Source organism: Rhodococcus sp. NPDC019647 (genome assembly GCF_044389235.1).
In the GTDB taxonomy this organism is placed as follows: domain Bacteria; phylum Actinomycetota; class Actinomycetes; order Mycobacteriales; family Mycobacteriaceae; genus Rhodococcus_F; species Rhodococcus_F oxybenzonivorans.
In genome coordinates, this window is sequence record NZ_JBIRXS010000027.1 from 80,583 (window position 1) to 102,702 (window position 22,120).

The window sequence follows — 22,120 nt, forward strand, 5'->3', positions numbered from 1 at the left end:
GTTTTTTTTTTTTTTTTTTGTGTTTTTTTTTTTTTTTTTTTGGGGGGGGGGGGGGGGGGGGGGGGGGGGGCCCCCCCCCCCCCCCCCCCACCGCCGCGATGACGAAGTACAGCGGCTCGAAGTCGCCTCAGCGGCCGGTCCAGTGCGGTGCGCGTTTCTCTGCGAATGCACTAGCGCCCTCACGTGCGTCGGCCGAATGACGAACGGGGTCGACAATGGCTTCCTGCCTATCGAAAGCCTCTTGGGCCGGCCAGTTCTCGGACTCGATGACAACCCGTTTCGATGCCTGGACTGCCAAGGGGCCGTTGCGGCTGATCTCCATGGCGAGTTCGAGGGCCGTGTCGAGCACCGCGCCGGGGGAAGCGATTCGATTGACCAGGCCCTGCTCTGCGCACCACGTGGCGCTGAGGCGGCGACCGGTCAATACGGCTTCCATCGCCAGGTGGTAGGGGATGCGGGACGGCAGCCGGAGCAGACCGCCCCCGGCGGCCGTCAGCCCACGCTGTACTTCCGGCAGGCCGAATACGGCATCTTCCGCCGCGACGATCAGGTCGCACGCCAGGGCGATCTCGAACCCACCTCCCACCGCGGCGCCCTCGACGGCGGCGATGAGCGGAGTGATGGGTGGGTTGCGGACCAGACCGAATGCTCCACGCCGCTCGTCGACGGGGCGCTCACCGGTTGCTCGGAAGGCCTTCAAATCCATACCAGCCGAGAAGTGGCCGCCCGCACCGGTCAGAATGATGACCCTGCAGTCGGGGTCGGAGTCGAGTAGGTCGAAAGTGCGGCTGATAGCCCGAGCGGTGCCGAGGTCGATCGCATTACGCGCGGCGGGCCGGTTGATGGTCAACACGACCACCCCGTCCGTCAGCTCGCCGACGAGCAACGATTCGCTTGCAATCTCTGCGGTGCTCATCGCGCCGTCATCCGGATTGCACCATCCAGGCGAATCGTCTCACCGTTGAGCATCGGATTCTCCAAGATGTGCACAGCGAGGTCGCCGAATTCCGTGGGATCGCCGAGTCGGCTGGGATGTGGAACAGACTCGCCCAGCTTCTGCCGGACATTCTCGGGAAGCCGTGCAAGTAGCGGGGTATCGAAGATTCCGGGTGCGATGGTGGCCACGCGGATCTCATGTGCCGCGAGATCTCGTGCGGCGACGATCGTCATCCCGACGATGCCTGCTTTCGAGGATGCGTAAGGAATCTGCCCGATCTGGCCTTCCCATGCAGCGACCGACGCAGTCATCACGATGGCGCCGCGGTCGCCGTCGAGCGGTTCGTTCTGTGCCATGCGTGCTGCACTGAGACGCAGAATGTTGTATGAACCGATCAGATTGGTCTGAATGACGCCGGCGTAGTTCTCCAGCGAATTGGGCTGCCCCTGCTTGTCGAGGATTCGCATCGTGTGGCTGCGGCCGGCGCAGTGGACGACGGCCCGTAACGGACCGTGGGATTGCGCGAGATCCAGTGCGGCCTCGACTGTTTCCGTATCGGTCACATCGGCGGGAGCAAAGCTCGCGTCTCCACCGAACGTCGATGCGACGTCTTCGCCGGCCGAGGTGGGGAGGTCCAAAATGGTGACATGCGCCCCGCGTTTGGCCAGTGCGCGTGCGCTGGCCAAACCGAGACCGGAAGCGCCCCCGGTCACCAGTGCAGATGTTCCGTCGAGATTCACCGAATTCTCCTTCGTTGTGATGCCCCGTCTGGCCACTCGATGCGTGGTTCGAGGGGTAGAGTAATGTGCATATTATAGACATGTTTAATCTTTGGCGTCGAGGACTGGACCGCCGCGGGCTTCTCGAAGGCGGACCCGTGTGATCCTCGGCTGTGGCGGAATCTTCACCTGGGCCCTTCTCGAGGCCGATTAAATATGCGTATGATATCACTACATCGTTCAAAACTGGTGCGGCCATTTCAGCCGATCTGCAAGGAGATAGTGACGTGGGAGAGACACTGCTCGAGCGGGAGAAGGACCATCCGCAGGAGATCGTCGCCGAGCGTGAGGGGCGGCGCATCGTCATCATGGACTCCGCGCGCTGGGTGGACGATCGCAACACCGACCGTGACGTGGTTCTTCCGGCGTCCTATATCGGTGTGCTTCCTGCGCGGATGTGTGCGGTTCATCGACCGCGCGGTGTCATCGGCCACGATGCCTGCGTCGGCAAGGACGGTGCCGGTATCGCCGGGTTGTGGTACCTCGAGGCACTGGGCATACCGGCTGCCACCGCCGACGGGATGACCGTCGAGATGGGAAACGGTCGTGACCTCTACGAGAGTGGTCGTATCTCGCATGTGAACTACCACGCCGAATGTCTCGGTGTCGTAGTAGGCATGCCGGTGCGCCAGGCGGCGGAGTTGTTGCGGGACAAAGACCTGGGAGACACCACGGTGGGAAACAAGATCCGCCGACAGGTGGTCGAGGAGCTCGAGGACGGCCGGCGCATCGTGGTGACCGACTCCATTGTGTGGGCGCTGCCCGAGGATGCCGGCCGCAGTGTGATGGTGACCGCCGGTCACACCGGTCGCAGCGGCGCGAAGTTTCTGCTCGAGGCTGATCCGTGGGGGTTCATCTGCCACGACGGAGGAATGTCGAAAAACGAGTCCGGGATCGTCGGGTTGCGCACCGCGGAGGAAGCCGGACTCGCGGGTGCGTGCATCGACGGCCGAACCGCTCCGATCGGCGACGCCTTCCGTGGCTATAACGAGGGGCTGATCAGCGCATGCAACGGACCGGCGCGCGACCGCGGAGTTACCGTGGGTATGCCGGTCGACGAGGCAGCCCACCTGCTATTGGTGGGTGGACGGTAATGGACGTCCGACTGGAGCGCCCCTTACCCACCGCCAGCTCACTGACCGCACCGTTCTGGCAGGCGGCCCGCGAACATCGCCTCGTCCGGCCCGTCTGTGACGAGTGTGGGCACAATTTCTTCACCCCCCAGCTGATCTGCCCCCGGTGCCTGAGTGAGCGGTGGACCTTCCAGGCGAGTTCCGGTGCGGGAACTGTCTACAGCAGCACCGTGATACACCGCTCGCCCTCACCCGCTATTCCGGCGCCGTATCAACTGGCGATCGTCGATATGGACGAGGGCTGGCACCTTCTGACAAACATCGTCGATAGGGGAGACAGGCCCACTCCGGTCGGTGCGCGCGTCGAGGTGACGTGGGTGCCGATCGACGAGCAGTGGACATTTCCCGCCTTCCGCACCATCGAGACAAAGGACCCGCGATGAACATCGGACTCGCATACAGCCGGAACGCCCGACGGAATCCTCGAGCTCTGGCGTGTTTCGCCGGCGCTCGCTCACGGACCTGGGCACAGGTGAACGACCGGGCCTGCCGCCTGGCCAACCTCCTGCGTGATCGCTACGGTGTCGCTCGCGGCGACCGGGTCGCGGTACTGGTCGCCAACCGGATGGAAGTGGTCGAACTCGTCGGTGGCTGCGCCAAGGCCGGAGCGGTCTACGTCGGCCTCAATTTCCGGCTGGGCGAGCCGGAATACGTCGACATCTTCGCCAATTGCACACCTAAGGTGATCCTCGCGGACGGCGAGCTGGCCCCGATGGCCCGGCGTATCACCGAGGGCACCGACGTGGTTGTCCTCGACATCGACGACCCGGTCGACTACGAGGAGCAGCTGCAGGCATCGTCGGCGGCAGCCCCGGAGACCGAGCGCCTGGTGGGGCCGGACGACAACTTCTGCATCGTGTACTCGAGCGGCACCACCGGGCGGCCGAAGGGCATTCTGTTCGACGTCGGTGCAACCCTGCAGCACGCGGCAGTGGCGGTGGCCGAATACGAGCTCTCCGAGTATTCGCGTTGGATGATCGCCATTCCACACAACTCGAGCATGCAGATCACCATTGCCCCGCTCGCTCTCCTCGGCGGGGCGATCGGCTTCGCGGACTCCCGTGGGTTCAAACCGGATCGGTTCGCCGAAGAGGTGCGGCAGAATTCCGTCACGCACACTTTCCTGGTCCCCACCATGTTGATTCGCCTGCTCGAATCGACAGTCGACGCGGACGCTGTGCCCACGCTCCGCACAATCGGATACGGATCGGCGCCGATCGCCCCCGACCGGGTCAAAGACCTTGTCGAACGCTTCGGGCCGGTGTTCGTGCAACTCTACGGAATGGCTGAGATCGCCTCGATCGGTACCATGCTCCGCAAGAGCGACCACGCGGCAGCGGCGGCTGGTAACACGGAACTGTTCGCCACCTGCGGTAAAGAATCGATGGCCGTGATGGTGCGCTTGGTCGACGACGACGGTGCCGACGTGCCGGACAACGAACCCGGAGAAATCGTTTTCGGCACCCCGTACACGATGGTGTCCTACTACTGCGAACCCGAGAGGACCTCGGAAGTCCTCATCGACGGGTGGATGCACTCCGGTGACATCGGGCAGTGGGCTTCCGACGGCTACCTGAAAATCGTCGGTCGCAAGAAGGACCTCATCATCCGCGGCGGATTCAATATCGCGCCGACCGAGATCGAAAACATCCTCACACTGCACCCCCACGTACGGGAAGCAGCCGTCGTCGGACTCGAAGATCCGGAGTGGGGTGAAGCCATCGCCGCCGCAGTGATCGCCAGCGGATCGCAGGTGCCGTCGGCCGAGGAACTGCAGCAGTGGTGCCGAACCCAGGGGTTACCCAGCATCAAGATCCCCGAGCGTGTCGAGGTGTGGCCGGACCTTCCGCGCAATGCTGTTGGGAAGATCACCAAAGCGGAGGTACGAGAGCAGTTCACGACTGCAGCCGGTGTGTCATGACCCGGCATCACCCGTTCCACGATGTAGCCGTCGTCGGCGTCGGCATGACTCCGCAGGCCAAGCGCCTCGACATGAATTCACTGACGGCCAGTGTCCGGGCGGCGAAGCTGGCACTGGCGGACGCCGGAATCGATCACAGTGAGGTCGACGGCATCTGTGCCCGCTGGCCTGGTCCGGGTGGCACCGTCTTCCAGCCCGGCTCGGCCGACTGGGCAGGGTTGCTCGGCATCCAGGTGCGCTGGATCGGCGACACCTACCCCCAAGGCGTACCCGCAGTACTAGACGCGGCCGCGGCGATCGCGACCGGACAGTGCCACACCGTTCTGATCACCGGAGGCCAGGCGGGTGTGATGAATGCCGAAGCTGGTCGGGTCGCCTCCTACACCCGCCCGGCCAACGAGTTCGTCGAACCGTTCGGGTCCTTTACCACCGCGCAGTTCGCCCTGGTGGCGCAGCGTTACCTTCACGAATACCCACACGCGCGGGAGGCGATGGCCGAAGTGGCCGCGACCATTCGCAACACCGGATCCGCTAACCCCGACGCAGTCATGGCGGGTCGTGGCCCGTACACCGCTGAGGATGTTCTCGCCGCTCCTCCGCTGGTCGACCCGTTCACCCGGCTGGAGGTCTGTCTGGCCAACGAAGGTGCCGCGGCGCTCGTCGTCACGTCGATGGAGCGAGCACGCGACCTACCGTCGACGCCCGTGCGGATACTCGGCGGCGGGGCTGAATGGATGCGTCAGCAGTACGTCGACCCGCCTAGATACGACGACGTGTGGATGATCGGCGCCGACGCCTCGCAGCGTGCCTACGCCAGTGCCGGTATCGAACCGCAAGACCTCGACTTCGTGCAGCTCTACGACGTCAATTCCGCGGAGGTTCTGCGGCAGTACGAGGCCCTCGGCTTCTGCAAACAAGGTGACGGTGGCCCTTTCGCGCTCGACACGGGCATCGGAATCAACGGAGGGTTGCCGACCTGCACGGACGGCGGCGTCCTCTCCTTCTCTCACATCGGCTGGGGGGCACCGACTTTGAAGATCATTGAGGCGGTCCGGCAGATCCGTGGAGACGGAGGCGACAGACAGGTACCGGGCGCTCGTACCGGTCTGGTGGCCGGCGCCGGATCCGGTGCCCAGTACTACAACGTGCTCGTCCTCGGCTCCTCGAGCTGACCAACCCACCAACGTGGCCGACTGTGAAAGTATGGCGATGACAGATCTCGAATATGGGGTGGCCGAACACATTGCCACCATCCGACTCAACCGCCCTCAGCGGAAGAACGCATTCACTCTGGAAATGATCGACGCGTGGGCTCAGGCCCTCCTCGAGGCTGAGGAGGACTCGAACGTTCGGGTGGTGGTGGTGACCGGCGCAGGCGGGGCCTTCTGCTCCGGCGTCGATCTCTCTGTCCTCGACAGCATCGCCCCCACGCCTCTGGGTGCGAAAGAGCTACTGACCAAACGCGTCCACAAGGTCGCACACGCTGCGGAGGCGCTCAGCAAACCGTACCTGTCCGCCATTCCGGGGGACGCGATCGGCGCAGGCATGGATATGGCACTGCTCACCGATATTCGACTGGCGGCGGAGTCGGCCCGATTCTCGCAGGCCTACGTCCGTGTCGGTCTTGTCCCTGGGGACGGGGGCTGCTATCTACTGCCTCGCATCGTGGGCACCGCGAAAGCCCTTCAACTCATGTGGACCGGAAAAATTGTCGATGCCGGAGAGGCGCTTTCCCTCGGCATCGTCAGCGCCGTCCATCCCGACGATCAGCTGGACGACGCCATCCACGAATTGGCGTCCGAGATCGCCCGCCAACCGCCGATCGCGGTTCAACTCATCAAACGCAGCACCCGGTTGGGTGAAAGACATGACTTGAGAACCGCATTGGATCTCATCTCCTCTCATCATGCGGTTGTCACGGCAACCGACGACTCCCGCGAGGCGCGCCGCGCGCTCGCCGAGAAGCGCCCAGCGCACTTTGTCGGCAGTTAGCTGCCGGCTGACACCCGAACTATCCGTCGAGCGGCAGGACGCCATGCGTCCTGCCCCTAGAGTCGTCGGTTGCCCGTCGCCTCCCGGTCCGGTGTTGACAAGGCCACCGCGGGGAGTAAATATGCATATAGTAATTGTAGTTACTTGGGTCACACCGGTGCCTGTGGTGGTGCCTCTTCATCAGGTGTGTCGATGTCAGCGGAGGTTCATCTATGACGGTCCAGGAACGTAACAGCGAGTCCGAACTCGCATCCCGACGACGGCGTAAGGCCTTGATCGCCGGATCGGTGGGAAATACTGTCGAGTGGATCGATTGGGCGCTGTACAGCGCCCTGGCGCCGGTCTTTGCCAGCCAGTTCTTTCCGCCGACCTCCCCGGCAGCAAGCTTGCTGGCGACATTGGCGGTGTTCGCGGTCGGGTTCCTCATGCGTCCGGTCGGTGGCGCACTGATCGGTGTCTTCACTGATCGGCACGGCCGGAAGAAGGGGCTCACGCTGACCATCGTGATGATGGCGGGCTGCGCCTTCGTGATCGCACTGTGCCCCACCTACGCGCAGATCGGCGTCGCGGCGCCGATCATCCTGCTACTCGCTCGCCTGGTGCAGGGATTCTCCGCCGGCGGCGAGTTCGGTTCCTCCTCGTCGTTGCTGGTGGAGTCCGCGACCGGAATGCGCCGAGCGTTCGCTGGTTCCTGGCAGCAAGTTTCAGCTGGGCTAGGGGTGCTCATCGCCGCCGTGTTATCGCTCATCCTGACCTCCACGCTGGACGCCGAGACGATGTCCACCTGGGGTTGGCGGGCCGCCTTCATCGGGGGCGGTCTACTGGGCCTGGTCGGGCTCTGGCTGCGGATCGGATTGGACGAAACCGACAGCTTCCGCGCTGTGCAGGCGGAGGGCCGGGTGGCCCGTAACCCTCTGACCGAGGTGTTCCGGAAGCACCCGCGGGAGGCGCTGCGCGTGATCGGGATGGCGGCCGCGGGCGTCCTCATCTACTACATCTGGATCAACTACATGCCCGGCTACGTCAGTGCGGCGATCAAGACGATGGATCTGCAGACTGCGCTGGTGGCTAACACCATTGCACTCGCCTACTTCCTCTGCCTCCTGCCCTTCGTCGGCATTCTGGCCGACCGGGTAGGGCGCAAGCCGGTGATGCTCACCTTCGCGGGCGGCTTCGTGATCTTCGCCTATCCCGCGTTCTCTCTCCTTGGTAACGGGGGCTTCTGGACCCTTTTCGCGGTCGAGATGATCGGTGTGACACTGCTTGCCGGGTATGCGGGACTGATCGCGACGGTCATGGCTGAGCAGTTTCCGGCGGAGGTGCGCACGACGGGAATCGGATTTCCGTATGCGATTGCAGTCGCTGTCTTCGGCGGAACCGCCCCGTATGTCACCACCTGGTTGGCGACGAGTGGATTGCAGGACTGGGTATGGCTGTACGTCGCTACTGCAGCCCTTTTCGGTCTGATCGTCTATGCGCGGATGCCGGAAACTCGCGACCGTGTGCTCACGTAGGTACATTCCGCCCGTGCGTTGGCGTGCTGGCCAGGCCTCCGCGCGGGCCGGTTGACAGCACCTTCAAAGAGTGTAAATATAACTATAGTTTGCTGTGGCAGGAGTCACAGCGAGTGCAGGCAGAGGCTGCCGCCGGATCGCCGAACATCACTCCCTCAGCTCCGGCGTGAACACCTCACCTCGAACGCTTACAGCAATCCCGCAAGGAAGGTTTCTTCATGACCCAGAACCCGTCGGTTCAGCCGTTCAAGCGAGACATGTTCTCGGATTTCGATTTCGAGGATCCGGAATTCAACGAGCGCTTCGATGAGGTGCTCAACGAGATGGCAGCCAAATGTCCAGTCGCGCACAGCCAGACCGGGCACGGCTACAAGGTGATCAACACCTACAAAGATGTGAAGAAGGCGGCGCAGGACTGGCGTACCTTCAGCTCAGCCAAGGGCTACGCGGTCAACCGACCGGAAGGAACACCCACCATCTTGCCCGAGGAGTCGGACCCGCCGTACCACGACAAGTGGCGCAAGGCGCTCAACCCATTCTTCTCGCCCACGACAGTCGCCGGCTTCGAGGACCAGATCCGGACGATCGCGAACGAGCTGATCGACAATTTCGAGACGAAGGGCAGCTGCAACTTCGTCCGCGACTTCTCCGCGCACCTTCCCGGGATGGTCTTCTTCCGCTGCGTCATGGGAGTGCCCGAGGCCGACCTGCCCGAACTCTTCGAAGGTATCGACAAGGGAACCTTCGGGCCCGTGGAAGAACGCCCCCAGTACTTCATGAAGGTGAACGACTATCTGTCGGAATATCTGGAAATGCGGAGCAAGGAAGCGCCACGGGGAGACGTGGTGGACATCGTCAACGCCGGCGTCACCCGGGAAGACGGCGAACCCGCCCCGTGGGAGGACAAAGTCGCGATCGTTCTCGACCTCGTCTTCGGTGGGCTGGCGACGACTACCCATGCGATGACCGCCGCGGTCAACTACCTGGCCCAGCACGAGGATGTGCGTAAGGAATTGTGCGACAACCCCGGCCTCATTCCACAAGCCGTCGAAGAGTTCGTTCGCCTCTTCGCGCCGGTGGTCGCGCCAGCGCGCTACGTCACCCAGGACGCCACACTCGGTGACCTCGAACTTCGCGAGGGGGACTGGATCGCTCTCAATTACGCCGCAGTCTCGCGCGACCCGGCAACGACGGAAGATCCCACCACCCTGGATATTCACCGCAAGGGGGTCGTGCACACGGCCTTCGGTATGGGACCGCACCGCTGCTTGGGTTCCCATCTCGCCCGGCTCGAACTCAAGGTGACGCTCGAAGAGTTCCTCCGACGCATCCCCAATTTCCACATAACCGAAGGAACGTCGGTGAAGACCGAAACAGGCCAACTCAGGACAACGACGTCGCTCGAGATCACCTTCGACGTCGACGACGAAGCGAAAGGCTGATCAGCATGAAACTGAGAATCGACGGAGGCCTGTGCACGGGCCACGGACGGTGCTACTCCATCGCCCCGGACGTGTACGAGCCCGACGACGAGGGCTTCTCGGACAACCGCGACGTTGAACGAGAAGTCCGTCAGGGTCAGGAAGAAGCAGCCCGGCTCGGCGCTTCCAGTTGCCCCGAAGCAGCCATCGTGCTGAGCGAAGACTGACGCGTACGGGACTCATCGGTGCAGGCGGTGGCAATGTGACACTCATTGCCACCGCCTGCACCGATGTCTTTCGCCGACCTGTCGGGATTCTCGGCACGGCATATCTGCACGTTCCGCAAGAGCTCACAAGGAGACGACGCAATGCGAGCTATCCAATATCTCGGTGTGAACCAAGTCGAACACAGCGAGGTGCCTGATCCGAAGATCACTCCAGGCCACGTGGTGCTGCGCGTCGCCGCCGCAGGTGTCTGCCAAACCGACGTTCATGTCCGCGCCGCACCCGAGCCGATGATCCCCACAGGCGTGGTTCTCGGTCATGAGATCGCCGGCCACATCGTCGAGTGCGGGGATGGCGTGGACAACCTGTCGATCGGCGACCTCGTTGTCGTGCACCCCGTCTGGTCCTGTGGCCGATGCCGGCAATGTGTCGCCGGCCGCGAGAACGCCTGTCTGAACACGGGCGGGCGTATGTACCCCGCAACAACCCCAGGTATCTCCATTGACGGGGGAATGGCCGAATTCGTCACGGTTCCAGCGAGGGCCGTCGTGCCCGCGAATGGTCTCGACCCCGCATTCGCGGCGGTTCTCCCCGACGCAGGCCTCGTGCCCTATCACTCCATCAATGCCGCCAGAGACCTCTTGCGGCCGGGCTCGACGGCGGTGGTCATCGGAGTGGGCGGTCTCGGCCAGTTCGCTGTCGAGTTGCTTCGTGCCCTCACCAGCGTTCGAATCATCGCGCTCGACATCAAGGAGGCGGCGCTCGCCGCGGTGCGCCACAAAGTCGACTACACGTTCGTCGCCGACTCCTCGGACGTGACCCAACAAGTGATGGACGCGGCCGGTGGCTACGGCGCCGATTTCGTTCTGGACCTCGTCGGGAACTCGGCGACGTTGAAGCTTGCCGGTGCAGTGGTTGCACCGTACGGCTCGATCCGGGTTCCTGGCCTGAACGACGGAGTTTTCGAGTTCGAAACCTCACAGGTAGCCGCCTCCCTGCCCTGGGGCGCTTCGATCACCCGCCCCTACAGCGGGACATATCAGGACCTGCACGACCTCGTCGCGTTGGCCAGAACGGGGCAGATCGGCATCGATCTCGTTCGGTACACCTTCGACGATGCCCTGAGCGCCTTCGATGACCTCGAAAGCGGCAAGGTCAATGGCCGGCCAGTCGTCGTGATGAGTTGAATCGTCGGCGTCTTCCTCAGTCCGGGTCGGTGCCTAGGCAGGACTAGGGAAAGCTCCTGTGTTCTCTGCTCCGCCGTTCGGGGAGTCTGAAGTGAGGACGGGCAAAGTCGGTGGCAAGGGCGGATCACCCGCCGCATGCCGCCGGCGCCGTCGACACAGCAGAAAGGACTTCTCGTGCCTACCGACACCTCAGCAGTTCCCGGACGAGGCCTTTCGTTGATCAGTTCCGCCACGCGTGAGGAGACCGTCACCCTCGTTCCCGGTGACTGGCAGCTGCGTGCGGCGTGCCGTGGCGCCGATCCGGCGGTGTTTTATTCGCCCGACGGCGAACGCGGTTCGGCTCGCGTCCTGCGCGAAGCGAAGGCTCGGCAGATCTGCAGGCCCTGCCCCGTGCGCGCGCCGTGCCGGGATCACGCTCTGGCGGCGGGTGAAACGTACGGCGTGTGGGGTGGGTTGACCGAGGCCGACCGACGGAAGCGCGCTCACCGACTTCGCCGCGGCGAGTCGACCACTCGGCTCGATCCCTTCGCTTCCGGTCGCGGCCGTTCGAGCAACGTCGACTCGTCCTGACAGTTACGGTGAGAACACACTGTGCCGAGGTCAGGAGTCGTCGTGCCCAAGTTGGAGATCAAGCGGACGTCCGAGCTCACCCGGAAGGAGGTGTCCGACAGGCTCATCGCGCTCGGACAGGCCCTCGCGAGTGGCTCCGAGGTGGAATTGGGATCGGGTGGCGACTCGATCACCATCGATGTGGCCGACCAGGTTCGCTGGGAGCTCGAGATCGAAGTCGAAGGTGACCAGATCGAGTTGGAGATCGAAATAAGTTGGCGCGACGGCCCGTCCGGAAACGAGGAGGTCGAGGAGACGCCATCGGAATCGGAGACTGAGGTCCCGGCCAAGCCGGCACGTCGTGGGCGACCGCGCAAAGTAACCGCCAAGTGATCTGCCTGCGCATGCCGGTCAGTTACTCACCGCCGCCGTAGATCGGGCCACGGCGGACGGCGCAGAACAGCTAACGTGGCGATCACCGCCGAAGCCAACCCGATGAACTCACCGAGTAGCGCGATCCGCGTGGAATCGGCGGCCGGTTGCCACCACACCCGGCCGCCGTGGATGACGAACACGCCGACCGGTGACGCCGTGAGATCACCGCCCCGCCTGGTCTCCCGTCCGCTCACCTTGCCGAAGCGAAACCCGCGGTGAACCCGCGCGACGGTGATGACCGTGGAACCGTCCGCCGTCTCATAGGGCTCACCGAAGACGCGGGGCGCGCCGGCGTCGTCCTGCCGTAGGTCCACGACTTTCCGAACTTCCATTTCGCTCTCCACACGGTCCCGGGATGCCGACGAACTTCACCATCGTCACACGCCTCGGTGCCCCAGATGCCGGATTGGACTCGCCAGCGCTGTCGCGGCTGTCCGAAGCTGGCCCTACCATGACCCCATGGCAGCTTCGGGCTCACGCAGACACCTCTCCGTCGTTCCCGACCAACCGGTCATCGACCGGCCTTCGCAGCGCTCGGGACGACTCGACGTCGTGAGCTACCAGCTGCGCATCGAGCTCGACGACGTGTCGCCCACCATCTGGCGGCAGTTCGTCGTCCCGTCGAATCTGCGGCTCAACCAGCTGCACCCGGTGCTCCAGACGGTGATGGGGTGGTACGACAGCCACCTGCACGCGTGGGTCGGTGGGGAGCCGCCCGCATCCGAGCGGTACGAGATGCAGGAGAGCATCGACGAGGGTTTCGCCGACGAGGACGACGAGTTGTGCGAAGTCGACATCCGGCTGGACCAGGTGCTGGTACAGCCGGGCGACCAGTTGTCGTATGCCTACGACTTCGGGGACGGCTGGGACCATACGATCGTCCTGGAGCAGATCAGGGCCGGCGATCCTGAGCCGAAAACGCAGTGCCTCGCCGGTGGCCGGGCGTGCCCTCCCGAGAATTCGGGCGGTCCCGGTGGATACGCCAATCTGTTGAGGGTGCTGGCCGACCCGAGCCATCCCGAGCACCACGACGCGCGCGAGTGGGTGGGTTCGGGATTCTCGCCCGAGTCTTTCGACCCCGCCGTAGTCAATGCGAGTCTGGGAGGACATGAGGCGGTCCGGGCGCACGGCCCGGTGTCGGACTCGGCATTCGCCGAGTTGCTCCGCCATATGCCCCCCCGCGCTGCGCCGCAGGTCTATTCGATGCTCGAACGTGCCCACCTGACCCAACGATCGGGTGACTACCTGGTCGCGCAGGAGGCGGTGACACTGCACCTGCGCTGGTTCCTGCAGCGCATCGGACCCGACGGCATCACCCTGACGAAGGCCGGTCACCTCCCGCCGGCCGTGGTGGCCGAGGCCCGGCAACTACCGGGGATCGACGGCTGGCCGTCGACCAACAACCGCGAAAACGACCAGCGGCCGGTGCACCTGCTGCACACGTACACGAAGACACTCGGGCTGGCGCGCAAGTACAAGGGCAAGCTGGTGCAGACCAAGCTGGGCGCCGAGTTTGCGGGCAACGCGCGCGGAATGTGGAGCCACCTCCTCAACAGGCTGCCGCTCGGCACCGATCGGGTGGAGCGGGAGGCCGGATACCTGGTGCTCCTCGCCCTCGCCGCCGGTGCGTCACCGGAGGAACGTCAGACCGTGGTCGCCGAGGGACTCGCGGCCCTCGGGTGGCGAGCGAGCGACAAAACCGTGGTCGAGGGTCTGGAGGCCTACTGGATCGCTCGGCCCACCCTCGAATTCCTCAAGCTCACCGGTGCGATCGGTGAAGGTTACGGGGTGCACGACACCAGCGACCCGGAGTGGGGACGACTCCTCGCGCGCATGGTGTTGTCGATGTGAGGTGGCGGCCGCCTGGCGGCGTCGAGGCTCGACGTCAATCTCCACAGGGTGTCATTCACGCAACTGACAGCCGTTCGGCCGGTGGCTATTTCGACACGATCCTGTTCCGGGCCGCACCCTGACGAGTTGGGGGCGATTTTCGCCAGGATGTCGTTTCTCCCCGAACCGGACCGATTAGTATGCGATTCGATGCGACGGATCCTGTAGTCGGCAAGGGCAGTGTTCGGCCGTACAGGTGAGTGCGATTCCAGGTCGAACGAAGGCGAGTCCGATGACTTTTCCGATGATGTCCAAGGGACAGAACCTGTCCTTGCCGAGTGATGTGTTCCAGATCGACGTGGTCCATCGGATGGACCGAAGCGGAGATCGAGGTCGACGCGTCGGCGTTGCTCCTGAATGCGGACGGCAAGGTTCGCTCGGACGAGGACTTCGTTTTCTACAACCAGCCGGAATCGTCGGACGGTTCGATCAGGTTCCTGGGTGCCGGCGCGACCGAGGAAGGAGCGCAGGCCCGGATCGCTCTCGACTTGTCGGCCGTGCCCGAGGACGTGCACACGGTGGCATTGGTCGGCAGCGTCAGCTCAGGTAACTTCGGTGACCTCGGCAAACTCGCGCTTCGGGTGGTCGACGCGGCGGGGCATTCGTTGGCGGAGTACGTCACCGCCGACGCCACCACCGAATCCGCGTTCGTCTTCGGCGAGGTGTACCGCCGTGCCGGTGAATGGAAGGTACGCGCGGTCGGGCAGGGTTGGGAGTCCGGTCTGGCCGGCCTGGCTACCGACTTCGGGGTCGCGATCGATGACGACCCGGATCTCGAAAGCGCCGATGCCTCCGAAGTAGTTCCACCCTCCGAAGAACTCGTGGCACCTGAGCCACACGACTCCACCGCCGATACCCCGCACGACGACGTGGTGCGCGAACAACCGGCCCAAGCGCCCACGCAGCCGAAAGCGAAGAGCCGGGGCGTGCGCACCACCAAGCGGGCGGTGAAGAAGTCCAAGCCACGTGAGTTCGCGCTCGCCGAGCTCGACACCTGGCAGCCGGCGCGGCTGTTCTCGGTGATCGGCGTCGGAACCGGCGAGGAACAGGAGCGGCGCGCGACGTCAGCCCTGATCGCCACTATGCAGGCCGTGCGCCCCTTCGCACGTGCAGTGTGTGCCCGAATGGGCGCACCGGCCGGCGCGTTCGAGGGATACGTCGAGGTGCAGTACGAACAGGGCGAGACAAAAGTCATCCCCGACGCCGTGTTGAAGGTCTCCCGCGGGAGCCGCCTGTGGACCGCGTTGCTCGAGGTCAAGACCGGCAACGGCAAGCTCAAGAAAGAGCAGCTCGAAAATTATCTCGACGTCGCCCGCAAGAAGAAGTACGACGTGGTGGTCAGCTTGTCGAACGACGTCCCCGCCAGCGCCGGGGAGCTGCCGGTCGAGGTCGACCGCCGCAAGCTCGCGAAGGTCGCTCTGCGGCACCTGTCGTGGGCCGAGGTGGCCCACGAGGCGCGGATGTTGCTCTCGCACGGTGGGATCGACGACGATCTGCAGGCATGGATTCTCGCCGAGTTCCTTCGCTACCTCGATCACCCTCGTTCCGGAGCGGCTGAGTTCGTCGACATGGGCCGGCACTGGGTCACCATCCGCGAGGCGGTCACTGCCGGCACGCTACGAGGAGGCGATGAGAAGGCACTGGCGGTGGCCGACACCTGGGTGTCTTTGTCGCCATCTTGCGCTGCGACTGACGGCCGAGCTGGGAGTCACCGTCAAGCACATCCTCCCTCGTCGGTTGAGCTCCGACCCGGCAGCTCGGAACGCGTCGGTGGCCGAGCGATTGGCCGGCGACGGCGTGTTCGAGGCCGTGCTACGAATACCAGAAACCGCAGGTGATCTTGTGGTGATCGCCGATGTGCGCACCAACAAGATTCGCTGCCGCACCACCGTCGAGGCACCCGATGAGGGCACCTCGGGTCGTCGGCTGTCGTGGCTGCTCAAGCAGCTCAAGGACGTCCCGGGCGATGTCCAGGTCGAAGCCGTGTTTTCCGAGCGCGGCAACGAAGCGTGTGAGCATCTGGACACGGTGCGTGCGGATCCGAAGGTCCTGACCCAGGGGCGGGCCGGTGACATCGTGTCGTTCAGTCTCGAGCAGACATTCCCCATGGGCAGTAGGCGATCGGGTACTGCGGCCAGCTTCATCACCAGCGTGACCTCATCCACCGACGCGTTCTACGGTGCGGTGGTCCAGCAACTGCGGGGATGGGTGCCAGCCGCGCCGAAGCAGACCGAACAGGCTCGCCACAGCGGCTCAGACTCCGACGAGGGGGACCTGGAACCCGCCTCGTGACGGAGTGATCCTGGCATCTGGCATCTGGCATCTGGCGTCGTTGATCGCTGACTGCTGCGAAATCGATCACTCGATCGCTTGGCAGTCCGGTGGATCGTGGGCGAGTGCAGTGTCGGCTGGCGTAAACCTGGCGCTGATACTGACATGGCCAACCGAATGCTGCTGCCCCAATAAGGAATAGGGTTCGTAGGGTCCGAACTCGAAGTCGAGTGAACGTAGCGCACCCTCGTCGGTGAGCTCGACGGCAATCGGGCCACCCAATCGCCCAAGGATCCAACGATCTCCCCAGACCCGGCCCGGTGTGTCCACGAACTCATCTTCCGGCTGTGTGGCTGAGGGCGTGAGTTCGACCTCGAAGGTATCGAGTGCTGGATCGATCTTTCGGGCCTGTTTGATTTCGCCGCGCAGGCTCTCGACGACTGCTCCGGTGACCCGCAGCGCTTCTTCGACACTTATGGTGTCGGTGAAGTAGCCAACCGGCGCGTGGGGGTTCATCCAACAGCGCTGTCCGGCGACACCGATGGATCCACCGACAGTCTCGCTCACCGTGTTTTCTGCGCCCTCTCCGCCAAGCCCGATCACCGTCCCGATCTGGAACTCTGCAGGCGGCTGCGTCTCACCGACCTCGAACCGGAATCGACCCTCGGATAGGGCGATGAGGCCTTCGCCTGCCCAACGCGCATCCGCACTCTCGGCCCCTACTGACAGCGTGAGCACCTCTGCGGCGAATGCGTCGTTCGCCGCTGCCCCTACGAATGACTCGGGTGGCGTCGGCGTGTCATCGGAGCAGCCAACTGTCAGCGCTGCGGTGATCACGCACAGGACGCCTGCTGCGAGGGTTCTCATGCCGCTATTTTCCGGCCGACTCGACATGCACGGCATCCCTTCGCTCGACTGACGCCCGTGGGTGCGCTGCCGCACGTCGCCCGTGCGGGGGATCGAGGCAAAGCTTATCGCGACCCCGTCCAGTAGCTTCCGCGTCGCGTTTCGAGGTGCAGCCTCCGTCGATTCCGGCACACTGTTTCCATGACAACGCCGCCGCACCGCAGGTGGGTGCTGCATGTCGATCTCGACCAGTTCATCGCTGCGGTGGAGGTGCTGCGCCGCCCCGAGCTGCGGGGCAAGCCCGTGGTGGTCGGGGGACGCGGCGACCCCACCGAACGCGGGGTGGTGTCGACGGCGTCGTACGAGGCCCGCGAGTTCGGGGTGGGGTCCGGGATGCCGCTGCGAACCGCGGCCCGCAAGATCCCCGACGCCGTGTTCCTGCCCGTCGACGCCGAGGCCTACACCGAGGTGTCCGCGGTAGTGATGGATACGTTGCGGAAGATGGACGCCGTGGTGGAGGTGATGGGCTGGGACGAGGCGTTTCTCGGTGTGGAAACCGAGGATCCCGAAGCGTTCGCCCGAGCCATTCAGACGGCGGTGCTCGAGGCGACCGGGCTGCATTGCTCAGTGGGGATCGGCGACAACAAGTTACGTGCCAAGATCGCGACCGGATTCGGGAAGCCGCAGGGCATCTTCCGCCTGACGGGTGCGAATTGGTTCGACGTCATGGGGGAGCGGGACACCCGCTCGCTGTGGGGGATCGGCAGCAAGACCGCGAAAAAGCTTGCCGCCCTGGGTTTGAACACGGTGAGCGAGTTGGCGGCGGCCGCGGATGAGGACCTCGCCGCGACGTTCGGCCCGACCATGGGACCGTGGTACGGCAGGATCGGCCGCGGCATCGACCGTTCCCCGGTGACCGCCGACCCGTGGGTTGCCCGCTCCCACAGTCGCGAGACGACGTTTCAGCAGAACCTCGACGACTGGTCCGCCGTCATGGACGAAATCCGCCGTCTCGCCGTGCGGGTGCGGGAAGACATTGTGGCAGAGAATCGTCCGGCCGTGCGTGTCGCGTTGAAGGTGCGCTACGCACCGTTCATCACCCGCACCACCAGCAAGGCTTTGCCGGAACCGACGTTCGACGTCGACATCATCTGCGACGCAGCCGCGGCCATGGTCGACCGGTTCGACCACGACCGCGAAGTGCGCCTCCTCGGCGTGCGGTTGGAGATGACCCCGCCCACGTCGTCGACCGCCACCGATTGATGCTTCCCTCTCGCTGTCGGTTGCCGATGATGCGACGTCAACGCGGCTTGGTGCGGGTGCGCGGAAGTTTGGTGGCGATGACGGCGGCCTGAGTGCGGCGTTCGACGCCGAGCTTGCTCAACAGCCGGGACACGTAATTCTTCACGGTCTTCTCCGCGAGGAACATGCGCGCCGCGATCTGCCGGTTGGTCAATCCTTCACCCAGAAGAGTCAGGAGAGTGCGTTCCTGATTGGTCAGGCCGGCGACCAGGCCTTCTTCCTCGGTGGGTTTTGCCCGCAATTTCTCCATCAGGGCTGCGGCCGCACGATTGTCGAGCAATGACTTTCCGGCACCGACCTCGCGGACTGCGTGGGCCAGTTCGGTGCCGCGGATGTCTTTGAGGGCGTACCCGCTGGCACCGGCAAGGATGGCGTCGAGCATGGCCTGTTCGTCCGTGAAGGAGGTCAACATCAAGCACCGCAGGTCGGGCAGCTGGGAGAGGAGGTCGCGGCAAAGTTCGATGCCGTTGCCGTCGGGTAGTCGCACGTCGAGGACCGCGACGTCGGGTTGCAGTGCGGGAATTCGTGCGAGCGCTTCGGCGCAGTTTCCGGCCTCGCCGATGACGGTCAGTTCCGGATCGGTGGACAGCAGATTCGCGATACCCCGGCGCACGACCTCGTGATCATCGACGAGAAAGACTGTGGTCATGCGGCTCAGAACTCCATTTCCGGTGGTCAGCGCCCTGCATGACAGGGTACGTGATGAGGCAGACGCGCAATTGCTGTCTCGAAAATCATCGCAATGGGTGTCAGCGGAGATCACCGGCGGGGCGGAGCAGCGTGGTGCGGTGCCCGCTGATCTGTTCGATGCCGATCACGAGGTAGCGGTCGTTACGCGAGCTGCTCCACGGTAAGCGGGCCGGATCCGCGAACCCGATCAACCCGTCGGCGCTGGACAGTAGCCGTGACCTGCCCATTGCCAGAACACTCCAGCCGGTGCGGGTGGCCGGGTCGATGGTCCCCGCCTCGAACGCGAGCACCCCCCGGTCGAACCGGTCGAACCACGGGTTGTTGCCGGTGGGGATGACGAGATCGCCGTCGAGGGCGGCGAACGTGACCGGCCGCACCGCGGGCAGGGCGTCCTCGGTGTAGACAAGCCGGCCGGTCGGAACCGAGCGCAGCAACTCCCGGCATTCGGCAGTGCGGAGCGGACCGTCCGACCGCGTGGTCACCACGGGTGGCTTTTCCTGATACATGACTGCTTCTTCCGCGGGGAGAGTACCGACCCCACCAGCATCGGGCCCCGTCCTAGGGGTGCACCAGGGCACAAAGTCGTCACTGTCCTGATCGATCGGGAGAACCGCCCTGCCGGATTCCGTGGGCGTGGTGTGATGGGTGAGTGTCGATACTCGGCAAGTAGGAGAGCGAACGATGACCGCCGACGAGGAACCGTTACTGACAGGTGCATTGTCGCAATTGCGGCTGCGAGAGCTGCTGGTCGAGGTTCAGGACCGCATCGGCCAGGTGATGGACTCCCGCGACCAGATCGACGCTCTGCTCGAAGCGGTGCTCACCGTCGCGTCCGGACTGGAATTGAATGCGACCCTCAAACGGATCGTGCACGCGGCAATCGAGTTGGTCGACTGCCGGTACGGCGCCCTCGGAGTGCTCAATCCTTCTCGGGACCGCCTGCAGGAATTCGTCTACGAGGGTATCGACGAGCACACCCGGGAATTGATCGGTGAACTCCCGACCGGCCACGGGTTGCTGGGATTATTGATCGAGCAACCCAAGCCCATCCGTCTCGACAGCATCGCCGCACACACCGCGTCCTCCGGATTCCCTGCCTACCACCCGCCGATGCGCACATTCCTGGGCGTACCGGTGCGGGTGCGCGGGGAAGTCTTCGGGAATCTCTACCTCACCGAAAAGGCGGGTGGTCAGTCCTTTACCGAGGACGACGAGGTCGTCGTCCAAGCACTCGCCGCCGCTGCGGGTATCGCCGTCGACAATGCTCGGCTATTCGAGGACGCCCGGCTGCGACAGCGGTGGCAGCACGCGACCAGTGAAATTCGTGGAGAACTGCTCGCGGCCACCGATACCGGGGAAGTCCTCGACCTCATCGCCCAGCGAGCGCGCACACTCGCCGGCGCCGACCACGTACTCATCGCCCAACCCGACGACCCCGATGTCGAGACGGCCGAAGTCACCACGCTGACGGTCACTGCATACGCCGGAGACGCCACCGACGCCTTCCACGGCCGGCAGATTCCCGTCGACTGTTCCGACATAGGACGAGCGTTTCGCACCGGAGAGCAGATGCGCGTTCCGCAGATCACGGAATGCAGGAGCTACGGCACTGCGCTCCTGCTGCCGCTGCGGGTATCCGTCGACACGATAACCGGGGTGCTGGCGATCATTCGAGAACTCGGGGCGGATTCGTTCGACGATCGGCAACAATCGTTGGCTGCCGAGTTCGCCGATCAGGCGGCCTTGGCGCTCAAGCTCGCTGATGATCAACGGCAGCTGGCCGACATGTCGCTGATCTCGGACCGTGACCGGATCGCGAGGGACCTTCACGACCACGTCATCCAGCGTCTGTTCGCCCACGGTTTGAATTTGCAGAGCACCCAGGCACGCACCCGGGCGCCCGAGATTCGCGCACGGCTCGAGGACATGATCGACGACGTGCAGCAGATCATCACCGACGTCCGGACCACGATCTTCGATCTGCATCGCGGAATCGATCAGAACTCCCGACAGCTGCGGCACGTACTCAACACCGTGGTTGCCGAGCAGACCGAAAACAGTGGCCTGCGCACCACGGTCCGGATGGCCGGGCCGCTGAACGTGGTGACCGGTCCTCTCGCCGACCATGCCGAAGCGGTATTGCGGGAGGCGCTCAGCAACGTCGTGCACCATGCGCGAGCCCGCGCGGTCACTGTCACCGTCTCGGTCGGTGACGACCTCATAGTCGACGTCCTCGACGACGGCATCGGCCTCCCACCGACAGTGGCACGCAGCGGTTTGCACAATCTCGCCGCTCGAGCCGAGCAGGCCGGTGGAACTTTCACGGTTGCACCCCGGGACACGGGCGGGACTCGATTGACGTGGGCGGCCCCGCTACCGGACGTGTGAGCTGGTTGTCGTCCGGGCCTTCACCACCCGTTGCGTCGGCACACGCGCAATTCCCGGGTCAGTCCCGGACGATCATCACCGGGCACCGGGCGGAATGGAGCACCGCCCGGCTGGTCGACCCGAGGAGCAGGGAGGTGAAGCCGCCACGTCCACGACTGCCGGTGACGACGAGCTGCGCCTGCCGGGACAGTTCGACGAGGTGGTCGATCGGCCGATCCCGGACGACCACCTTCCGGACAGTGACGTGCGGGTACGACTCGTGCCAGCCGGCCAGGCTTTCGGCGAGTACGGCCTCTTCCGCGGCAGCGATTGCGGGCCAACTCAAGTCGTGAAAGTCCGCCTCGTCGGTCGTGAAGACGGTCGACAACTCGACATCACTCCACGCGTGCATTGCGACAAGATCGGAGCCGCGGAGAGCGGCTTCCTCGAACGCCGCACCGATCGCCGGTGTGCTGCGCGCCGAACCGTCGACCCCGACTACTACCGAGCCGTCGAGAACAGCGTCCACCGGATCGGGCATGCCGCGAACCACGACCACCGGGCACGGCGAATGGCCGGCGACCGCCGTGCTCACCGACCCGCGCAGACCCCCGGCGACACTGCCCAGCCCCCGCGATCCCACGACGAGCATGCGGGCCGA

Annotated in this window: 21 protein-coding genes and 1 pseudogene; 15 read left to right on the forward strand and 7 right to left on the reverse strand. The window is 64.5% G+C overall.

The genetic code is table 11. The features are described 5' to 3' along the window. Window positions 1–127: 127 nt before the first annotated feature. A complete protein-coding gene (locus ACH49N_RS31195) occupies window positions 128–916 on the reverse strand; it encodes a crotonase/enoyl-CoA hydratase family protein (RefSeq protein WP_358276553.1) in 789 nt (262 codons plus the stop codon). After that, window positions 913–1,677, reverse strand: a complete 765-nt coding sequence (locus ACH49N_RS31200; protein WP_358276552.1) for an SDR family NAD(P)-dependent oxidoreductase — start codon at window positions 1,675–1,677, stop codon at window positions 913–915. The genes ACH49N_RS31195 and ACH49N_RS31200 overlap by 4 nt, the downstream gene beginning before the upstream one ends. Window positions 1,678–1,943: 266 nt before the next feature. Between ACH49N_RS31200 and ACH49N_RS31205 the strand changes: the two genes are divergently transcribed. The 11 genes from ACH49N_RS31205 (at window position 1,944) to ACH49N_RS31255 (ending at window position 12,051) form a co-directional block, all read left to right on the forward strand. Further along, window positions 1,944–2,810 (forward strand): hypothetical protein, encoded by an 867-nt coding sequence (locus ACH49N_RS31205; protein WP_358276551.1) that lies wholly within the window; start codon window positions 1,944–1,946, stop codon window positions 2,808–2,810. After that, entirely contained in the window at window positions 2,810–3,232 is a 423-nt protein-coding gene (locus ACH49N_RS31210) for an OB-fold domain-containing protein (protein WP_358276550.1), read from the forward strand. The genes ACH49N_RS31205 and ACH49N_RS31210 overlap by 1 nt, the downstream gene beginning before the upstream one ends. Beyond that, window positions 3,229–4,770, forward strand: coding sequence for an AMP-binding protein (locus ACH49N_RS31215; RefSeq protein ID WP_358276549.1), 1,542 nt, complete (start codon window positions 3,229–3,231; stop codon window positions 4,768–4,770). Before ACH49N_RS31210 ends, ACH49N_RS31215 begins: the two co-directional genes overlap by 4 nt. Beyond that, complete coding sequence (locus ACH49N_RS31220) at window positions 4,767–5,942, forward strand: thiolase family protein (RefSeq protein ID WP_358276548.1); 1,176 nt, start codon at window positions 4,767–4,769, stop codon at window positions 5,940–5,942. The genes ACH49N_RS31215 and ACH49N_RS31220 overlap by 4 nt, the downstream gene beginning before the upstream one ends. A 37-nt stretch (window positions 5,943–5,979) precedes the next feature. Continuing rightward, window positions 5,980–6,762: an enoyl-CoA hydratase-related protein gene (locus ACH49N_RS31225; protein ID WP_358276547.1), complete on the forward strand. Its 783-nt coding sequence runs from the start codon at window positions 5,980–5,982 to the stop codon at window positions 6,760–6,762. A gap of 212 nt (window positions 6,763–6,974) precedes the next feature. Next, the gene (locus ACH49N_RS31230) at window positions 6,975–8,276 is read left to right on the forward strand and encodes an MFS transporter (protein ID WP_317765702.1); all 1,302 of its coding nucleotides are present in this window, start codon (window positions 6,975–6,977) and stop codon (window positions 8,274–8,276) included. A 218-nt stretch (window positions 8,277–8,494) separates the two neighbouring features. Continuing rightward, window positions 8,495–9,718, forward strand: coding sequence for a cytochrome P450 (locus ACH49N_RS31235; RefSeq protein WP_358276546.1), 1,224 nt, complete (start codon window positions 8,495–8,497; stop codon window positions 9,716–9,718). A 5-nt stretch (window positions 9,719–9,723) separates the two neighbouring features. Further along, window positions 9,724–9,924 (forward strand): ferredoxin, encoded by a 201-nt coding sequence (locus ACH49N_RS31240; protein WP_213572886.1) that lies wholly within the window; start codon window positions 9,724–9,726, stop codon window positions 9,922–9,924. A gap of 141 nt (window positions 9,925–10,065) precedes the next feature. Further along, window positions 10,066–11,109: an alcohol dehydrogenase catalytic domain-containing protein gene (locus ACH49N_RS31245; protein WP_358276545.1), complete on the forward strand. Its 1,044-nt coding sequence runs from the start codon at window positions 10,066–10,068 to the stop codon at window positions 11,107–11,109. 219 nt (window positions 11,110–11,328) lie between these two features. Then, the gene (locus ACH49N_RS31250) at window positions 11,329–11,679 is read left to right on the forward strand and encodes a WhiB family transcriptional regulator (protein WP_397504826.1); all 351 of its coding nucleotides are present in this window, start codon (window positions 11,329–11,331) and stop codon (window positions 11,677–11,679) included. 42 nt (window positions 11,680–11,721) lie between these two features. Continuing rightward, window positions 11,722–12,051 carry an amphi-Trp domain-containing protein gene (locus tag ACH49N_RS31255; protein WP_159920906.1) on the forward strand — a complete coding sequence of 110 codons (330 nt, stop codon included), beginning with the start codon at window positions 11,722–11,724 and terminating at the stop codon, window positions 12,049–12,051. A 26-nt stretch (window positions 12,052–12,077) separates the two neighbouring features. Here the strand turns inward: ACH49N_RS31255 and ACH49N_RS31260 are convergent, their stop codons facing one another. Further along, window positions 12,078–12,425 (reverse strand): hypothetical protein, encoded by a 348-nt coding sequence (locus tag ACH49N_RS31260; protein ID WP_358276544.1) that lies wholly within the window; start codon window positions 12,423–12,425, stop codon window positions 12,078–12,080. 127 nt (window positions 12,426–12,552) lie between these two features. On the opposite strand from ACH49N_RS31260, the gene ACH49N_RS31265 reads away from it, so the two are divergent. Both ACH49N_RS31265 and ACH49N_RS31270 read left to right on the forward strand, forming a co-directional pair. Continuing rightward, window positions 12,553–13,944: a plasmid pRiA4b ORF-3 family protein gene (locus ACH49N_RS31265; protein WP_358276543.1), complete on the forward strand. Its 1,392-nt coding sequence runs from the start codon at window positions 12,553–12,555 to the stop codon at window positions 13,942–13,944. A gap of 271 nt (window positions 13,945–14,215) precedes the next feature. Beyond that, window positions 14,216–16,275 (forward strand): annotated as a pseudogene (locus ACH49N_RS31270) (TerD family protein). 66 nt (window positions 16,276–16,341) lie between these two features. On the opposite strand, the gene ACH49N_RS31275 reads toward ACH49N_RS31270, so the two are convergent. Beyond that, window positions 16,342–17,121 carry a hypothetical protein gene (locus ACH49N_RS31275; RefSeq protein ID WP_358276542.1) on the reverse strand — a complete coding sequence of 260 codons (780 nt, stop codon included), beginning with the start codon at window positions 17,119–17,121 and terminating at the stop codon, window positions 16,342–16,344. A 180-nt stretch (window positions 17,122–17,301) separates the two neighbouring features. Between ACH49N_RS31275 and ACH49N_RS31280 the strand changes: the two genes are divergently transcribed. Continuing rightward, window positions 17,302–18,363, forward strand: coding sequence for a DNA polymerase IV (locus ACH49N_RS31280; RefSeq protein ID WP_358276541.1), 1,062 nt, complete (start codon window positions 17,302–17,304; stop codon window positions 18,361–18,363). 37 nt (window positions 18,364–18,400) lie between these two features. On the opposite strand, the gene ACH49N_RS31285 is transcribed toward ACH49N_RS31280, so the two are convergent. Both ACH49N_RS31285 and ACH49N_RS31290 read right to left on the reverse strand, forming a co-directional pair. After that, window positions 18,401–19,051, reverse strand: coding sequence for a response regulator transcription factor (locus ACH49N_RS31285; RefSeq protein ID WP_358276540.1), 651 nt, complete (start codon window positions 19,049–19,051; stop codon window positions 18,401–18,403). A gap of 100 nt (window positions 19,052–19,151) precedes the next feature. Further along, a complete protein-coding gene (locus ACH49N_RS31290) occupies window positions 19,152–19,598 on the reverse strand; it encodes a pyridoxamine 5'-phosphate oxidase family protein (protein WP_358276539.1) in 447 nt (148 codons plus the stop codon). A 175-nt stretch (window positions 19,599–19,773) separates the two neighbouring features. On the opposite strand from ACH49N_RS31290, the gene ACH49N_RS31295 reads away from it, so the two are divergent. Further along, window positions 19,774–21,480, forward strand: a complete 1,707-nt coding sequence (locus tag ACH49N_RS31295; protein WP_358276538.1) for a GAF domain-containing protein — start codon at window positions 19,774–19,776, stop codon at window positions 21,478–21,480. A gap of 58 nt (window positions 21,481–21,538) precedes the next feature. Here the strand turns inward: ACH49N_RS31295 and ACH49N_RS31300 are convergent. Then, window positions 21,539–22,120: universal stress protein (locus tag ACH49N_RS31300; RefSeq protein WP_358276537.1), on the reverse strand; the 582-nt coding region annotated here is incomplete at its 5' end.

Bases quoted from the DNA above. Each gene is read 5' to 3' on its own strand.
- ACH49N_RS31195 (WP_358276553.1), bottom strand. From the start codon at position 916: ATGAGCACCGCAGAGATTGCAAGCGAATCGTTGCTCGTCGGCGAGCTG.
- ACH49N_RS31210 (WP_358276550.1), top strand. From the start codon at position 2,810: ATGGACGTCCGACTGGAGCGCCCCTTACCCACCGCCAGCTCACTGACC.
- ACH49N_RS31215 (WP_358276549.1), top strand. From the start codon at position 3,229: ATGAACATCGGACTCGCATACAGCCGGAACGCCCGACGGAATCCTCGA.
- ACH49N_RS31220 (WP_358276548.1), top strand. From the start codon at position 4,767: ATGACCCGGCATCACCCGTTCCACGATGTAGCCGTCGTCGGCGTCGGC.
- ACH49N_RS31225 (WP_358276547.1), top strand. From the start codon at position 5,980: ATGACAGATCTCGAATATGGGGTGGCCGAACACATTGCCACCATCCGA.
- ACH49N_RS31230 (WP_317765702.1), top strand. From the start codon at position 6,975: ATGACGGTCCAGGAACGTAACAGCGAGTCCGAACTCGCATCCCGACGA.
- ACH49N_RS31235 (WP_358276546.1), top strand. From the start codon at position 8,495: ATGACCCAGAACCCGTCGGTTCAGCCGTTCAAGCGAGACATGTTCTCG.
- ACH49N_RS31240 (WP_213572886.1), top strand. From the start codon at position 9,724: ATGAAACTGAGAATCGACGGAGGCCTGTGCACGGGCCACGGACGGTGC.
- ACH49N_RS31245 (WP_358276545.1), top strand. From the start codon at position 10,066: ATGCGAGCTATCCAATATCTCGGTGTGAACCAAGTCGAACACAGCGAG.
- ACH49N_RS31260 (WP_358276544.1), bottom strand. From the start codon at position 12,425: ATGGAAGTTCGGAAAGTCGTGGACCTACGGCAGGACGACGCCGGCGCG.
- ACH49N_RS31265 (WP_358276543.1), top strand. From the start codon at position 12,553: ATGGCAGCTTCGGGCTCACGCAGACACCTCTCCGTCGTTCCCGACCAA.
- ACH49N_RS31275 (WP_358276542.1), bottom strand. From the start codon at position 17,121: ATGAGAACCCTCGCAGCAGGCGTCCTGTGCGTGATCACCGCAGCGCTG.
- ACH49N_RS31280 (WP_358276541.1), top strand. From the start codon at position 17,302: ATGACAACGCCGCCGCACCGCAGGTGGGTGCTGCATGTCGATCTCGAC.
- ACH49N_RS31285 (WP_358276540.1), bottom strand. From the start codon at position 19,051: ATGACCACAGTCTTTCTCGTCGATGATCACGAGGTCGTGCGCCGGGGT.
- ACH49N_RS31290 (WP_358276539.1), bottom strand. From the start codon at position 19,598: ATGTATCAGGAAAAGCCACCCGTGGTGACCACGCGGTCGGACGGTCCG.
- ACH49N_RS31295 (WP_358276538.1), top strand. From the start codon at position 19,774: ATGACCGCCGACGAGGAACCGTTACTGACAGGTGCATTGTCGCAATTG.